Origin of the sequence: Massilia rhizosphaerae (assembly GCF_016093545.1) — a bacterium.
Taxonomy (GTDB): Bacteria; Pseudomonadota; Gammaproteobacteria; order Burkholderiales; family Burkholderiaceae_D; genus Telluria; species Telluria rhizosphaerae.
In genome coordinates, this window is record NZ_JADKYX010000026.1 from 52,532 (window position 1) to 67,474 (window position 14,943).

A 14,943-nucleotide genomic window follows, 5' to 3' on the forward strand; every position below is an offset into this window, starting at 1 on the left:
GCGTCCACTGCGCCGAATCGACGATTTTAACCGAAAACGCGGGTCGGTTGGCGATGAAACGGGTGCCGACGTTGTCGATATTCCACGTAAGATGCGCCGTCGGTGGGCGATGGTGGGCACGGGGTGCCCACCCTACCGTAGGGTGGGCGGCCTCCGCCCACCAACCGCAGCGCCGATTATTTGCCGGCGCCGGGCCCCTTGAAATACTTGAAGAACTCGGAATTCGAGTCCAGCACGAGCACGTCGTTGCGCCCCTTGAACGTGGCCTTGTAGGCTTCCATCGAGCGATAGAACCGGTAGAACTCCGGATTCTTGCCGAACGACTGGGCATAGATCTGCGCCGCCTTGGCGTCGCCCTCGCCCTTGATCGTCTCGGCGTCGCGCTGGGCGTCGGCCAGGAGCACGCTGCGCTGGCGCTCGGCGTCGGCGCGGATCGTTTCCGCCTCGGCCACGCCCGTCGCGCGCAATTCGTTCGCCACGCGCACGCGGTCGGCCTTCATGCGTTCGTACACGGCATTGTTGACCTGGTCGACGAAGCCGATGCGCTTCAGGTGCACGTCGACGATCTCCACGCCCAGGTCGCGCGCCTCGCCGGCCAGGTCGGACCGCACGGCGGCGGCGACGTCCGCGCGCTTGCCGCCGGTGAGCACGTCCGCCAGGTTGCGTTTGCCGATCTCGTCCGTGAGGGCGGTGTGCACGAGCTGGTCCAGGCGTTCGCCGCCGCGGTCGGCGTTGCGGCCGATGGCGATCACGTACTGGCGCGGATTCACGATGCGCCATTTGACGAAGGCGTCGACGAGAAGATCCTTCTTTTCCGCCGTCATGAAGCGCTCGCCGTCCGGCGTGTCGAGCGTCTGCATGCGCTTGTCGAGGTAGACGACGTTCTGGAACGGCGGCGGCGCCTTGAAGTTCAGGCCCGGTTGCTGGATGACCTCGCGCAGTTCGCCGAGCGCGTACACGACGGCGTAACGGTGCTGGTCGACGACGAACACGGACGACGACGCGAGCGCGACGACGACGGCGGCCCCGATCAGGGTGGCGAGCAGGCGGCCCATCAGCGGCTCTCCCGTTCGCGGCCGGTGTCGCGGCTGCGCAGGTCGCGCGTGCGCGCGGACTCGCCCGACGCATCCGGCTGGGCCTGGGCGGCCGGCTGCTGCGGCTGCGGCTGCGTTTGCTGCGCCGGCTGGGCCGGGGCCTGCGGCGGCACCATCACCGGGCCGGAATTGGCGCCGCGCGCCGCCTCGTTGGCCGTCGACTGGGCCAGCAGGCGGTCGAGCGGCAGGTAGATCTGGTTGGTGCCGGTCTTGGCGTCGATCATGACCTTGCTGGTGCTGGAAAGGATTTGCTGCATCGTCTCGATATACATGCGGTCGCGCGTGACGGCCGGGGCTTTGGCGTACTCGGCCACGATCTTGTCGAAGCGGGCGGCGTGGCCGGTCGCGACGCTGACGACGCTGGCGCGGTACGCCTGCGCATCCTGCAGCATCTGGGCGGCGCGGCCCTTGGCCTGCGGGAGGATGTCGTCGGCGAAGGCCTGCGCTTCGCTGCGCGCGCGGGCCCGCTCTTCCTGCGCCTTGCCGGCATCCTCGAACGCGGCGGCGACCTGGTCCGGCGGCTGCACGGATTGCATCGTCACGCCGACGATGGACGCACCCAGCTTGTAGCGGTCGACCATGCGCTGGATCGATTCGCGGGCCTCGGCCGCCAGCTTGTCGCGGCCGTCGTACAGGACGGTCTCCATGCGGTTCTGGCCGACGAGTTCACGCACGACGGTCTCGGCGGCGTCGCGGACGGTCTCGACCTGGTCGCGGTTGTTGAACACCCAGGCGACCGGGTCCTTGATCTTGTACTGCACGGAGAACTGGACGTCGAGAATGTTCTCGTCGCCCGTCAGCATCAGCGCCTCGCTCGGCTGCTTGTTGCGGATGTTGGCGCGGTAGCCGATCTCGGCGACCTGCACCTGGGCCGTGTTGACGATCTCGTGCGACTGGAACGGCGCCGGCCAGCGCCAGTTGAAGCCGGCACCCGTCACGTGCGACAGCTTGCCGAACGTCGTCACGATGCCGACCTGCCCTTCCTGCACGATGAACGCGCCGCTGGCCAGCCAGATGAGGGCAACGATGGCGCCGACGACGGTGGCCGTCAGCCCGATGCCGCGCGCGTCCGGACGGAACGAGCCGCCGTCGCCGCCGCGCTTGCCGCCGAACAGGCGGTTCAGGCGTTGATTGAAATCGCGCCACAACTGGTCGAGGTCGGGCGGGCCGTCGCCGTCGTTCTTGTTGTTCGGGCGGCGGCCTTCGTTCGATTTCGGCTTGTGGCCCCAGCGTGGATCGTTGAGGGACAAGACGGGACGACCGGCCGGCGCCAGCCGCGCGCCGATCCGTTTGATCAGAGAAACAAGCATAGACTAGTGTGGTCCGGGATGGGGAGTCGCGGGCACGAGGTCGGCATGCGCGAAGCCGGCTTCCTCGCCTTCGAGCTCGACGGCGTCGGGCGCGGCGGTCCGGCTGCCGGCCGCCTCGACGATCGCGTCGCGCAGCAGGTCGAGACCGGCTCCGCTCCTGGCGCTGATGAAAACGCGGCTGATCTTACCATATTCGTCACGCTCGATCCCGGGCTCGAGGCCCGCCGCATCGATCTTGTTCCAGACCAGGATCTGGGGAATATGGTCGGCGCCGATCTCGCGCAGGACGTCGTTGACCTGCTCGATCTGCTCCATCCGCACGGACGACGCGCCGTCGACGACGTGCAGCAGCAAGTCGGCGTGGATGGTTTCTTCGAGGGTGGCGCGGAACGCGGCGACCAGTTGGTGCGGCAGTTCGCGCACGAAGCCGACGGTGTCGGACACGACCACGTTGCCGACGTCCGCACCGAGGTACAGGCGGCGCGACGTGGTGTCCAGCGTCGCGAACAGCTGGTTCGCGACGTACACGCCCGCCTTCGTCAGGGTATTGAACAAGGTCGACTTGCCGGCGTTGGTATAGCCGACGAGCGACACGGAAAACGTCTGGTTGCGCCCGCGCGAACGGCGCTGGGTCTCGTGCTGCTTGCGCAGCTTGGTCAGGCGGGTGCGCAGCATCTTGACGCGCTCGCCGATGAGGCGGCGGTCGGTCTCGAGCTGGGTTTCGCCGGGACCGCGCAGGCCGATACCGCCCTTCTGGCGCTCGAGGTGGGTCCAGCCGCGGATCAGGCGCGTGGCCAGGTGCTGCAGCTGGGCCAGCTCGACCTGCAACTTGCCCTCGTGGCTCTGGGCGCGCTGGGCGAAGATGTCGAGGATCAGGCTGGTGCGGTCGACCACGCGCACATTGAGCCGCCGCTCCAGGTTGCGCTGCTGGGCGGGCGACAGGGCGTGGTTGAAAATGACGATCTCGACCTTGTCGGCGAGAACGGCCTGCGCGATCTCGTCGGCCTTGCCGCTGCCGACGAAATGCGCAGGATCGGGACTGTTGCGCTTCGCGGTGATCGTGGTGATCGGTTCGGCCCCTGCCGAGCGTGCCAGCAGGGCCAGTTCTTCCAGGCTGGCTTTGAAGTCGCCAGCGCCGAAATCGATACCGACCAACGCGGCGCGCATGGAGTTGCCGGAAACGTCAGCCATCGACCTCACTCGGCGTCTTGTTCGAGGTTGAGGTTGACGGCGCGGGCCGGGACGACGGTGGAAATGGCGTGCTTGTAAACCATCTGGGTGACCGTGTTACGCAGCAGGACCACGTACTGGTCGAAGGATTCGATATGGCCCTGGAGCTTGATCCCGTTGACCAGGTAGATCGAGACTGGGACGTGCTCTTTGCGCAAGGCGTTGAGGAATGGGTCTTGTAACAGTTGCCCTTTGTTGCTCATGACAGCTCCGTGATGTTGTTGTCGTATAAAAATTGTGGCGGGATGCCGGATTTCAAGTGGCTGCGCCAACATTCTCAAGCTGTGAATGTTCGCCCAAGCTAACTGTAACCTGTTTTGCTCTTTTTTGTCGTACTGCTATGGTTAAACCTGGCTTAAAAAGTGTCCTGCGGCGCACGAAAAACATTTACCTCAAATGCATTCGTAGGGTGGGCACCCCGTGCCCACCATGCATCGACGTGACGCATGCATTTGGTGGGCACGGGGGTGCCCACCCTACGGTAAACGGGCACGCATCCTTACGGTCATTCGCGACTCTTGTCGAACGGGTTCTTGCCGCTCTTGAGCTCGATCCGCAACGGCGTGCCGATGAGGTCGAACGTATCGCGGAAATGCTTTTCCAGGTAACGCTTGTACGGTTCCGTGATGCCATCCAGCGCATTGCCGTGGATGACGATGATGGGCGGGTTCTGGCCGCCCTGGTGGGCGTAGCGCATTTTCGGACGTGTGCTGCCCTTGCGCTTCGGTTCCTGCTTCTCGACGGCTTCCTGCAGCGCGCGCGTCAGGCGCGGCGTCGACAGCTTCGCGGTCGCCGCGGCATATGCCGTGTCGATCGACTTCATCAGGTGGTTGATGCCGGTACCCTTCAGCGCCGAGATGAACTTGGTCTCCGCGAAATCGAGGAAGTTCAGCTTGCGGTCGATGTCGTTCTTCACCTGGTCGCGCTGGTCGGACGTCAGGCCGTCCCACTTGTTGACGGCGACGACGAGCGCGCGGCCCGTCTCCAGGATGAAGCCGGCGATGTGCGCGTCCTGCTCGGAGATGTCCTGCTGCGCGTCCAGCATCAGCACGACGACGTTCGCTTCCGAGATCGACTGCAGCGTCTTCACGACCGAGAATTTTTCGATGGCCTCGAACACCTTGCCGCGGCGGCGGATGCCGGCCGTGTCGATCAGCGTGTAGGCCTTGCCGCCCTTCTCGAACGGGACCTCGATCGAATCGCGCGTGGTGCCCGGCATGTCGAACGCGATCACGCGCTGCTCGCCGACCAAGGTGTTGATGAGGGTCGACTTGCCCACGTTCGGACGGCCCACGAGGGCGATCTTCACGCCGTGGTCGGCCGGCTCCAGCTCCTCGGCTTCCTCCGGACGCTGCTGCACGGCTTCGTCGATGGCCTCGTTGACGAGGTCCAGCACGCCATCGCCGTGGGCGGCGGAGATCACGTACGGGTCGCCCATGCCCAGCTCGTAGAACTCGGCGGTGACGGACGTGTACTTCATGCCCTCGCTCTTGTTCACGACGAGCATGACCTTGCGGCCGGACTTGCGCAGGAAGTCCGTGATGGTCTTGTCGTGCGGGGTGAGGCCCTGGCGGCCGTCGACGATGAACATCACGACGTCCGCCTCGGCGACGGCCTGGCGCGTCTGCAGCGCCATTTCGTGCATGATGCCTTCCTTCGCGACCGGTTCGAAACCGCCGGTATCGATGACCAGGAACGGCCGTTCGCCCATGCGCCCTTCGCCGTAGTGGCGGTCGCGCGTCAGGCCGGGCAAGTCCGCCACCAGCGCGTCGCGCGAGCGGGTCATGCGATTGAATAAGGTCGACTTTCCGACGTTTGGACGACCTACGAGTGCGATTACCGGCTTCATTGAATCTTTATTCGACCGCGATGGCGGTCACGGTTCCATTTTGTGTTTGAAAAATCAGGTTCGAACCGACGACCAGGGGCGTGGATTCGATGGCGCTGCCGTCCGTCGCGGCGCGGGCCAGGAAGGCCCCGTCCTCGCGCGACAGGAAGTGCACGTAGCCCTCGTAGTCGCCGACGGCGACGGCGCGGCCGTACGACACCGGCGTGGACAGGCGGCGGTAGGCCAGCTTGTCGTTCTTCCATGCGCTGGTGCCGGTCTCGCGGTTGTACGCGTAGACGGCGCCCTTCTCGTCCGGGACGAAGACGAAGCGTTCGTCGGCGGCCACGCCCACCTCGGACGAGATGTCGCGGGTCCAGCGCGGGCTGCCCGTGGCGACGTCGAAGCAGCCGACGCGGCCCTGGTACGACACGGCGCACACGTCGTTGTCGACGATGACCGGCGTGCCCCCCATGTCGGTGACGCGCTCCAGTTCCGTCGCGCCGTGCGCCACGCCCACCTCGACCTCCCAGCGCGGCGCGCCGGTGGCGAGGATCAGCGACAGCAGCTTGCCGCCCGGCTGGGCGATCAGCACGTCCTTGTCGTGGATGACCATGCCCGGCGCCAGGCGCAGCGTGAGCGCCGGCGCCGTGCGCTGCACGGTCCATTTCTTCTGGCCCGTCTTGGCGTCGTACCCGTTGATGCGGTTGTCGATGCTGCGCGCGACGACGATGCCCTGGCCCACCACCGGCGACGACAGGATCTCGGAGGACAGCTGGGTCTCCCACAGCTTCTTGCCGTCCATGTCGAACGCGAGCAGCTTGCCCTTGGCGCCGCCCAGCACGATGACGGTGCCGTCCGTGCCGACGCCCGCCGTCAGGTCCGTGCCCGCCTTCGTGCGCCAGATCTGGCGCCCCGTGGCGGCTTCCGCGCGCACGATGGTGCCGTCGCCCCCGGCCGCGATGATGGTGTTGTCGGCGACGGCCGGCGAGAACATATAGGTCTCGGCCTTGCCGACTTCCAGCTTCCACGCCGTGCGCACGGCCATCGATCCTTTCAGGGCGACCAGCGGCGCGGGCAGGTTGCCTTTCGGCTTGGACGCGAACGGATTGAGCGAATGCAGAGTGGAGCAGCCCGTCATCAGGGCGAACATACCGACACCAACGAGCTTCCGGGTAATACGCATATTCTTCTTACCTTGTTCTAGATACACCATTCGGCGGGGTTGTGTTACGCAGCTGCCTTCGGCGCCGGCGCGCCGCCGATGGCATCCAGCTTGACCTGCACGACCTGGCGGCCCGGATGGTTCTTCTCCATCTTGTCGAGCGCGGCCTGGTAGGCGGCGCGGGCGTCCGCCAGCTTGTTCTGCGCGACGTAGACGTCGCCCTTGCGGTCCTGTACCTCGGCCGCGAACTGCGCCGGGAATTCGCCGTTCAGCAGCGCCAGCGCCTGGTCGTAGGCCTTCTCGTCGAGCAGCACGCCGGACAGGCGCAGCTTGGCGATGGCCTTGTACTCGTCGTCGCCATGGTCGATCGCCCATTGCAGCTGGGCCTTCGCGGTCTTCAGGTCGTTGGCGTCGAAGGCGGCCTTGGCGGCTGCCAGCGCGGCCATCGGGCCGTAGGCGGTCGAGCCGAACTTGTCCTCGATGTCGCCCGTGATGCGCTGGGTCTTGGCCTTGTCGCCGGCCTGGATCGCCGCCGTCAGCCCGTCGTACAGGCCGGACGCTTCCGCGGCCTGCGTGCGCTGGTGCGAGTTCCAGAAATTGTAGGCGGCATAGCTGCCAAGCGCGATGATCAGCGCCCAGGTGATGAGGTTACCAAAGCGCTCCCAGAAGGCCTTGAAATTCGCTATCTGTTCCTGTTCTTCGAGATCGTATGCCATGGACGTCGGTCTTTGTGTTTTCGTTGATTAATCGGGAATTAAGGATGGTAGTGCACGTGCTCGTGGTCGTGATCGTGGTCGTGACCGCCCACGATCTGGTCGACGATGAAGTCGACGGCTTCGTCGAACGGCACGCTGGTCTGCTGCTGGCCTTCCGCCTCGCGCAGCGATTTCACGGCCACGACGCCGCCGGCCACTTCGTCCGCGCCGATGATCACGGCGAACGCGGCGCCGGAACCGTCGGCCTTCTTCATCTGGCTCTTGAAGCTGCCCGCGCCCGCCGGCGTGGCGCAGTGCAGGACGGCGTCCAGGCCCGCGTCGCGCAGGCGCTCGCCGAGGATGAATGCCTTCATCTGGGCGTCCTCGCCCTGGTGCACGAGGTAGACGTCGCATTGGGCCGGCTCGGCCGGTTCGCCCTGCGCCTTCATCAGTTCGATCAGGCGCTCGATGCCCATCGCGAAGCCGATGCCCGGCGTCGGCTTGCCGCCGAAGGTCTCGATCAGCGGATCGTAGCGGCCGCCCGCGCAGACGGTGCCCTGCGCGCCCAGCAGGTCGGTGACCCACTCGAACACGGTGCGGTTGTAGTAATCGAGGCCGCGCACGAGGCGCGGGTTCACCGTGTACTGGACGTTGTTCGCATCGAGGATCTGCTTGAGGCCCTCGAAGTGCGCGAGCGATTCGCCGCCCAGGTAGTCGAGCAGCTTCGGCGCCGCGTTGACGAGGTCCTGCATCGCCGGGTTCTTGGTGTCCAGGATGCGCAGCGGGTTCGCGTGCAGGCGGCGCTTGGCTTCCGCGTCCAGGACGTCGATGTTCGCCTCGAAATAGGCGATCAGGTCGGCGCGGTGGCGCTGGCGCTCCTCGGCGTTGCCGATCGAGTTCAGTTCCAGGCGGATGTTATCGAGACCCAGGTCGTCCCACAGGCGGCGGCACAGCATGATCAGTTCCGCGTCGATGTCCGGGCCGGAGAAGCCGATCGCTTCCGCGCCGAACTGGAAGAACTGACGGTAGCGGCCGCGCTGCGGACGCTCGTGGCGGAACATCGGGCCCTTGTACCACAGGCGCTTCGGGCCGTCGTAGGCGAGATTGTGCTCGATGACGGCGCGCACGACGCCCGCCGTGCCTTCCGGACGCAGGGTCAGCTGGTCGCCGTTCATCGAATCGGTGAAGGAATACATCTCCTTCTCGACGATGTCGGTGACGGCGCCGATGGCGCGCGCGAACAGGCCCGTTTCCTCGACGATGGGGGTGACGATCTTCTGGTAGCCGTAGCTCTTGAGCACGGATTCCGCGGTGTTTTCGAACAGTTCCCACAGCGGCGCGTCGGCCGGGAGGATGTCGTTCATGCCTTTGATGGCGACGATTTTCTCTTTTTTCTCGGACATATTGTTTGCTCTTGCTACGCATGGTGGGCGCGGAGCGCCCACCCTACATTATTGGTGGCATCGACGGAATTGCTATTGCCGTAGGGTGGGCACCCCGTGCCCACCAACGTCGTCACGACACCGCGGCCTCGCGGCTGTAATTCTTCTGTACGTATTCGAGCACGATCGTCTTGAACTCATCCACGATCCGCTCGCCCCGCAGTGTAGCGACCTTTTGCCCATCCACAAAGACCGGCGCCGCCGGCGACTCGCCCGTGCCCGGCAGCGAGATGCCGATGTTCGCGTGCTTCGACTCGCCCGGACCGTTCACGATGCAGCCCATCACGGCCACGTTCATCGCTTCCACGCCCGGATACGTCTTCTTCCACTCCGGCATCTGCTCGCGCAGGAAAGTCTGGATATTGTCCGCGAGTTCCTGGAACACGGTCGACGTCGTGCGCCCGCAGCCCGGGCATGCGATCACCATCGGCGTGAACTTGCGCAGGCCCATCGTCTGCAGGATTTCCTGGCCGACGACCACTTCCTTCGTGCGGTCGCCGCCCGGTTCCGGCGTCAGCGAGATGCGGATCGTGTCGCCGATGCCTTCCTGCAGCAGCACCGACAACGCCGCGGTCGACGCGACGATACCCTTGCTGCCCATGCCCGCTTCCGTCAGGCCCAGATGCAGCGCATAGTCGCAGCGCTTGCCCAGTTCGCGGTAGACGGCGATCAGGTCCTGCACGCCGGACACCTTGCACGACAGGACGATCTGCTCGCGCCGCATACCTAGCTCCTCGGCGCGCTGCGCGTTCTCGATCGCCGACGTGATCAAGGCTTCGTACATGACGGACTGCGCGCTCCACGGCTGGGCGCGCGCGGCGTTCTCGTCCATGATGCGCGCCAGCAGCGCCTGGTCCAGGCTGCCCCAGTTGACGCCGATGCGCACCGGCTTGTCGTACTTGATCGCGGTTTCGATCATCTGGGCGAACTGGGTGTCGCGCTTGGCGCCCTGCCCCACGTTGCCCGGGTTGATGCGGTATTTCGACAGCGCCTGCGCGCACTCCGGATAATCGCGCAGCAGCAGGTGGCCGTTGTAGTGGAAGTCGCCGACGAGCGGGACGTCGACGTCCATCTTGTCGAGCTGTTCGCGGATGGCGGGCACGGCGGCGGCCGCTTCCGGCGTGTTCACGGTAATGCGCACGATCTCGGAGCCGGCGCGCGCCAGTTCCTTGATCTGGATCGCGGTGCCGATCACGTCGGCCGTGTCGGTGTTCGTCATCGACTGCACGACGACGGGGGCGTCGCCGCCGACCATCACCTTGCGCGCGCCGTGCTGCACGAGCACGCCGCGGCTGGCACGGCGCGGCAGCGGGCCGGATGGGATCGGCTCGGTGGCGTTGTTCGAAAAAGTCATCTCTGTTCGTTCCGTGTTATTGCAGATTGACGCGGGACAGCGTCTTGCCGGGCACCGAAGGCAGCGCGACGGCATTGCCGCGCAACGTCGCCGTGACGCCGGCCGGATTGCCGACGACCATGCGCACGGGCTGGTCGACGTTGACGGTCTCCGTGCTGCCGGCCTTGACGAGGCGCGACAGCAGCGGCGCGCCGCCCTTGGCCGGCCGTACTTCGATCCACGAATCCTCGCGCACGTTCAAGACGAGTGCGTTGGCGCCCGCGGCGGCCGGGGCCGCGGCCGGGGTCTGCGTGGAGGGCGGCGTCGCGGCCGGCGCGGGAACGGCCGCGGGCGGTGCGCCGGTCGCGGTCGTGCCCGGCACATTGACGACGGCGCCCGGCGCCGCATTGGTCGCGGGCGCGGGGGCCGGCGCGGACGCGGCGGCGCTCGGGCCCGGCACGGAGATCAGCGGCACGGACGGATTCTGCAGGGGCTCGACGGCGCTGCCGTTGACGGCCGCCTCGGTCGCGGTGCCGGGCGCGGCAGGTGTCGCGACGCCGTTGCCGGCCGTCTCGGCATGCTGGCCGACCGGCACGAGACCGAAGTGCCACGCCGCCGCGGCCGCGACGACGACCACGACGGCACCGGCGATCCAGCCCAGCGGCAGGCTCGAGCGCTTGCCGTGGCTGGGGAACTTGGATTCGGAGAACGAAGCCGGCGTCGGGCGGCGATTCGCCGTGGCCGCGCTCGTGTCGGCCGGGGGCGGGCTCTCCATCGCGATCTGGGCCACCAGCGGCGCCGGATCGATCTTCACCAGCTTGGCGTAGGCCCGCACGAAGCCGCGGGTCACGGCGGGACTGGGCAGCGAGGCGTAATCGCCCGCCTCCAGTGCGATGACCTGGCGCACGGCCAGTTTCAACTGGTCGGCCACCTGTTCGACGGACCATCCCAGCGCCTCGCGCTGTGCGGCCAGGGCCTGGCCGGGGACGCCACGCGCCGGCGGCGGGTTGTCGGGCGTCGACGGCTGATCTGCACGCTCGGAACTCATTGTCGTTGTCTCACTCACTAAATGCACCGCGCTCGAAGGCCGCGTATTCGGCCGAACCGGGGAAGCGCTTGCGCAACTGCGCCGCCAGCGAAGCTTCCATGGCCCGGTCGCCGAGCTTGCGCTTGACCCGGATGGCCAGCCACAGCACGTCGGCCGACAGCGTGTCGAGCTTCGCTGTCTCCGTCAGGCGGTTAATGAAAAACCCGGCGCGGGTATAATCGCGCCGCTCGAAATACACCCGCGCCAGGCCGGCATTCGTCGCCACCAGCTCGGGATCGTAACGCAGCGCATCGAGCAGATAGCGCTCGGCCGCGTCGACATTCTTCATCTTGAGGCTGCAATTCCCGGCATTGATCAAGGCTTTGACCGGCGTCGCGTAATTCGGATTCTTCAGCGCCGCGTCGAAATAAGTCATGGCCTCTACCGGCTTGCCGCCGGCTTCGCACAGGAACAGCCCGTAGTTGTTGGACAGATCCGGATTGCGCGGCGCCAGGCGCAGCGCGTGCCGGTAGTTCTCGTCGGCGAGTCGATTCTCGCCCATCTCGGTGTAGATCAGCGCACGCACGCCGTACGCGTCGGCATAGTCCGGGTTAGCGGCGATGGCCTGCTTGACCTCGTCCAGCGCGACGTCGTACTTGCGCTCCTGGTAATAGCCCACCGCCAGTTCCAGGCGGATCAGGGCGCGTTTTTCCGCGGCCGTCTGGTCGGACAGCGTCTTGAGCTCGTGCGTATCGCCCTCCATGCCGCGATTGCCGGCACAAGCCGACAGCAGCAGCGGAAGGACGAGCGCGCAGGCCAGGCGTCCGGACAGCCGCGGCATCAGGACGCGATCTCCACGATCTTGCCGAAATTCGGGCCGAATTTTTCCTGGTATTCAGCCATCTTGCTCATGCGCTCGTTCACGCGGGTACGGTCCTTGACCTCGCCCGCCAGCTGGCCGCAGGCGGCGTCGATGTCGTCGCCGCGCGTCTTGCGGATGGTGGTGACGATGCCGGCGTCCATCAGCACCTGGGCGAACGCCTTGATGCGCGGGTTTTTCGAGCGCACGAGGCCGGATTCCGGGAACGGATTGAACGGAATCAGGTTGAACTTGCACGACACGCCGACCTCCGGATCGTTGACGAGGGCAACCAGCTCGCGCGCATGCTGGTCGGTATCGTTGACGCCGTCCAGCATGCAGTATTCGAACGTGATGAAGTCGCGCGGCGCGAATTCGAGGTAGCGCTTGCACGCGGCCAGCAGCTCGCGCAGCGGGTATTTCTTGTTCAGCGGCACGAGCATGTCGCGCAGCGGGTCATTCGATCCATGCAGCGACACCGCCAGCGCCACCGCGCATTCCTGCGACAGCTTGTCCATGTTCGGCACGACGCCCGACGTCGACACGGTCACGCGGCGGCGCGACAGGCCGTAGGCGTTATCGTCCAGCATCAGCTTGAGCGCGGTTACGGTCGGCTCGAAGTTCAGCAGCGGCTCGCCCATGCCCATCATGACGACGTTGGTGATCTGGCGCTCGCCCTTCGGTCCCGGCTCGATGCCTTTCGTGCGGCGCAGTTCGAACTCGGCCATCCACAGCTGGCCGATGATCTCGGCGACCGTCAGGTTGCGGTTGAAGCCCTGCTTGCCCGTCGAGCAGAAGCGGCAGTTGACGGCGCAGCCGGCCTGCGTGGAAATGCACAGCGTGCCGCGCGTCTCTTCCGGGATGTACACGGTCTCGACGGCGTTGCCGTTGCCCACGTCGACCAGCCATTTGCGGGTGCCGTCGCTTGACGTGTGGTCGCTGATGATGGCGGGCGCGCGGACTTCGGCGCGCGTTTTCAGCTTTTCGCGCAGCGACTTGGCGAGGTCCGTCATGTCGTCGAAATCGGCGACGCCGAACTGGTGGATCCAGCGCTGCAGCTGCTTGGCGCGGAACGGCTTCTCCCCCAACTCGGCGCAGTAAGCGACGAGCTGCGCGGGATCGAAGTCCAGCAAGTTGGTGAGAGTTGCCATGATTGAATCCTGTGCCTTCAAAATAAGTTCCGCCCGCCGAGCTCCTCGAGCATGGGCGAGCGGGATATTGCAATGTTAAACCGGCCTAGGCCTGTTCAACAGAAATAAATTGATACAAAAAATTAACGCGAGTAAACGTTCAAGGCCGGGAAGAAGTAAGCGATCTCGACAGCAGCCGTCTCGGCAGCGTCCGAACCGTGCACGGCGTTGGCGTCGATCGAGTCGGCGAAGTCGGCGCGGATGGTGCCCTTGTCGGCCTTCTTCGGATCGGTTGCGCCCATCAGTTCGCGGTTCTTGGCAATCGCGCCTTCGCCTTCCAGCACCTGGATCATGACCGGGCCCGAGACCATGAAGTCGACCAGGTCCTTGAAGAACGGACGCTCTTTGTGGACGGCGTAGAAACCTTCGGCTTCGGCGCGCGACAGCTGGGCCATGCGGGCAGCGGCGATCTTCAGGCCGGCGCCTTCGAAACGGCTGTAGATTTGGCCGATCACGTTTTTGGCGACAGCGTCAGGTTTGATGATCGACAGGGTGCGTTCGATTGCCATTTAAAAACTCCAATAAAAAGAAAGGTTTAAATCGAGATTTGGGAACTCAATCAACCTTCTATTTTACCATACATCCGTCATGCTACCGATATTGCGCCGCTTCGCTCCCGGATGATACAGTGACATCGATGAGACCTCGTCCATATGGGCGGCGATCCGGCACTTATGCAAGGCTTAAATCTTGCGCTTGCGCCAGTTTGACCCCTGTTGACGGCGGGGCCAGTCCCCATATGGGGAGCAAAGCGATTTCTTCCAACGGAGGCATTATGATTCCCAGCCTGCAAAAAACCTACGACGTTTCGGCCGTCCGCGCCACGCGTCACCGCGTCCTGCGCAACACCTACTGGTTACTGGCGCTGTCCATGATCCCGACAGTGCTCGGCGCCTATATCGGCCTGCAAATGGCCCTGCCGATCTTTGCCGGCGGCATGGGCGTGCTGCTCTTCCTCGCGATCGCGTTCGGCTTCATCTTCGCGATCGAAAAGACCAAGAACTCGGCGGCCGGCGTGCCGATCCTGCTCGGGTTCACGTTCTTCATGGGCCTGTGGCTGACCCCGCTGCTGCGCTACACGCTGCACTTTTCCAATGGCGGCACGCTGATCATGACCGCGTTCGCCGGCACGGCCGCCGTGTTCGCCACGATGGCGACGATCGCGACCGTGTCCAAGCGCGACTTCTCGGGCCTGGGCAACTGGCTGTTCGCCGGCGCCATCGTCGTGATCCTGGCCGGCCTGGCGAACATCTTCCTGCACCTGCCTGCGCTGATGCTGGTGGTGTCGGCGATGGCGATGGTGATCTTCTCGGCCTTCATCCTGTTCGACGTGAACCGCATCGTGAACGGCGGCGAGACGAATTACATCAGCGCCACGCTGGCCATCTACCTGGACATCTACAACGTGTTCACGAGCATGCTGCAACTGCTGGGCGTCGGATTCGGCAACCGCGACTGACCGTCGCACCGCACCGACGAGCCGGCCCGCGGGCCGGCTTTTTTACGCCCGCAAAATTCGGGGTCAGAGCATAAATTCGGGGTCAGAGCACATTTCCGATCAATGTCTCGATGCACAAGCTTCCCGGGCACCCGGCCGATCCAGCGCGGCGCGAAGGCGAGAATGCAGCGGCAACCCAAGCAGGAGTTGCTCCGAAGATCATGCAGCAAAAAGTGCTCTGACCCCGAATCTTCGCCAAAAAGTGCTCTGACCCCGAATTTTTGTTGGCGTATCGCGCGTCACCAAAAGTCTCGTTGGCAGAATCGAACGGCCCT

Annotated in this window: 14 protein-coding genes; 1 reads left to right on the forward strand and 13 read right to left on the reverse strand. The window is 65.3% G+C overall.

The window, feature by feature from the left end:
• Positions 1-176: 176 nt before the first annotated feature.
• From hflC to ndk, 13 genes are all read right to left on the reverse strand, one after another.
• Complete coding sequence (gene hflC / locus ISF28_RS27375) at positions 177-1,055, reverse strand: protease modulator HflC (RefSeq protein ID WP_198120347.1); 879 nt, start codon at positions 1,053-1,055, stop codon at positions 177-179.
• The gene (gene hflK / locus ISF28_RS27380; protein ID WP_198120348.1) at positions 1,055-2,404 is read right to left on the reverse strand and encodes an FtsH protease activity modulator HflK; all 1,350 of its coding nucleotides are present in this window, start codon (positions 2,402-2,404) and stop codon (positions 1,055-1,057) included. Before hflK ends, hflC begins: the two co-directional genes overlap by 1 nt.
• 3 nt (positions 2,405-2,407) lie before the next feature.
• The gene (hflX, locus tag ISF28_RS27385; protein ID WP_229519431.1) at positions 2,408-3,571 is read right to left on the reverse strand and encodes a GTPase HflX; all 1,164 of its coding nucleotides are present in this window, start codon (positions 3,569-3,571) and stop codon (positions 2,408-2,410) included.
• 29 nt (positions 3,572-3,600) lie between these two features.
• Entirely contained in the window at positions 3,601-3,837 is a 237-nt protein-coding gene (gene hfq, locus ISF28_RS27390) for an RNA chaperone Hfq (RefSeq protein ID WP_036168820.1), read from the reverse strand.
• 302 nt (positions 3,838-4,139) lie between these two features.
• Positions 4,140-5,483, reverse strand: a complete 1,344-nt coding sequence (der, locus tag ISF28_RS27395; protein ID WP_198120349.1) for a ribosome biogenesis GTPase Der — start codon at positions 5,481-5,483, stop codon at positions 4,140-4,142.
• 7 nt (positions 5,484-5,490) lie between these two features.
• A complete protein-coding gene (bamB, locus tag ISF28_RS27400) occupies positions 5,491-6,645 on the reverse strand; it encodes an outer membrane protein assembly factor BamB (RefSeq protein ID WP_198120350.1) in 1,155 nt (384 codons plus the stop codon).
• 44 nt (positions 6,646-6,689) lie between these two features.
• Positions 6,690-7,340, reverse strand: coding sequence for a YfgM family protein (locus ISF28_RS27405; protein WP_198120351.1), 651 nt, complete (start codon positions 7,338-7,340; stop codon positions 6,690-6,692).
• A gap of 38 nt (positions 7,341-7,378) precedes the next feature.
• Positions 7,379-8,722, reverse strand: coding sequence for a histidine--tRNA ligase (gene hisS, locus ISF28_RS27410; protein ID WP_198120352.1), 1,344 nt, complete (start codon positions 8,720-8,722; stop codon positions 7,379-7,381).
• A gap of 112 nt (positions 8,723-8,834) precedes the next feature.
• A complete protein-coding gene (gene ispG, locus ISF28_RS27415; RefSeq protein WP_198120353.1) occupies positions 8,835-10,115 on the reverse strand; it encodes a flavodoxin-dependent (E)-4-hydroxy-3-methylbut-2-enyl-diphosphate synthase in 1,281 nt (426 codons plus the stop codon).
• A gap of 16 nt (positions 10,116-10,131) precedes the next feature.
• Positions 10,132-11,142: a helix-turn-helix domain-containing protein gene (locus ISF28_RS27420; protein ID WP_198120354.1), complete on the reverse strand. Its 1,011-nt coding sequence runs from the start codon at positions 11,140-11,142 to the stop codon at positions 10,132-10,134.
• Between the two features lie 10 nt (positions 11,143-11,152).
• Complete coding sequence (pilW, locus tag ISF28_RS27425; protein WP_198120355.1) at positions 11,153-11,962, reverse strand: type IV pilus biogenesis/stability protein PilW; 810 nt, start codon at positions 11,960-11,962, stop codon at positions 11,153-11,155.
• Positions 11,962-13,134: a dual-specificity RNA methyltransferase RlmN gene (gene rlmN / locus ISF28_RS27430; protein ID WP_198120392.1), complete on the reverse strand. Its 1,173-nt coding sequence runs from the start codon at positions 13,132-13,134 to the stop codon at positions 11,962-11,964. Before rlmN ends, pilW begins: the two co-directional genes overlap by 1 nt.
• A 119-nt stretch (positions 13,135-13,253) precedes the next feature.
• Entirely contained in the window at positions 13,254-13,679 is a 426-nt protein-coding gene (ndk, locus tag ISF28_RS27435) for a nucleoside-diphosphate kinase (RefSeq protein ID WP_198120356.1), read from the reverse strand.
• A gap of 266 nt (positions 13,680-13,945) precedes the next feature.
• On the opposite strand from ndk, the gene ISF28_RS27440 reads away from it, so the two are divergent.
• Positions 13,946-14,629 (forward strand): Bax inhibitor-1/YccA family protein, encoded by a 684-nt coding sequence (locus ISF28_RS27440; protein ID WP_198120357.1) that lies wholly within the window; start codon positions 13,946-13,948, stop codon positions 14,627-14,629.
• Positions 14,630-14,943: the final 314 nt, after the last annotated feature.

Coding starts and splice junctions, on each gene's coding strand:
- hfq (WP_036168820.1), bottom strand. CDS start 3,837: ATGAGCAACAAAGGGCAACTGTTACAAGACCCATTCCTCAACGCCTTG.
- hisS (WP_198120352.1), bottom strand. CDS start 8,722: ATGTCCGAGAAAAAAGAGAAAATCGTCGCCATCAAAGGCATGAACGAC.
- ISF28_RS27420 (WP_198120354.1), bottom strand. CDS start 11,142: ATGAGTTCCGAGCGTGCAGATCAGCCGTCGACGCCCGACAACCCGCCG.
- ispG (WP_198120353.1), bottom strand. CDS start 10,115: ATGACTTTTTCGAACAACGCCACCGAGCCGATCCCATCCGGCCCGCTG.
- ISF28_RS27440 (WP_198120357.1), top strand. CDS start 13,946: ATGATTCCCAGCCTGCAAAAAACCTACGACGTTTCGGCCGTCCGCGCC.
- pilW (WP_198120355.1), bottom strand. CDS start 11,962: ATGCCGCGGCTGTCCGGACGCCTGGCCTGCGCGCTCGTCCTTCCGCTG.
- ndk (WP_198120356.1), bottom strand. CDS start 13,679: ATGGCAATCGAACGCACCCTGTCGATCATCAAACCTGACGCTGTCGCC.
- hflX (WP_229519431.1), bottom strand. CDS start 3,571: ATGCGCGCCGCGTTGGTCGGTATCGATTTCGGCGCTGGCGACTTCAAA.
- hflK (WP_198120348.1), bottom strand. CDS start 2,404: ATGCTTGTTTCTCTGATCAAACGGATCGGCGCGCGGCTGGCGCCGGCC.
- bamB (WP_198120350.1), bottom strand. CDS start 6,645: ATGCGTATTACCCGGAAGCTCGTTGGTGTCGGTATGTTCGCCCTGATG.
- ISF28_RS27405 (WP_198120351.1), bottom strand. CDS start 7,340: ATGGCATACGATCTCGAAGAACAGGAACAGATAGCGAATTTCAAGGCC.
- hflC (WP_198120347.1), bottom strand. CDS start 1,055: ATGGGCCGCCTGCTCGCCACCCTGATCGGGGCCGCCGTCGTCGTCGCG.
- der (WP_198120349.1), bottom strand. CDS start 5,483: ATGAAGCCGGTAATCGCACTCGTAGGTCGTCCAAACGTCGGAAAGTCG.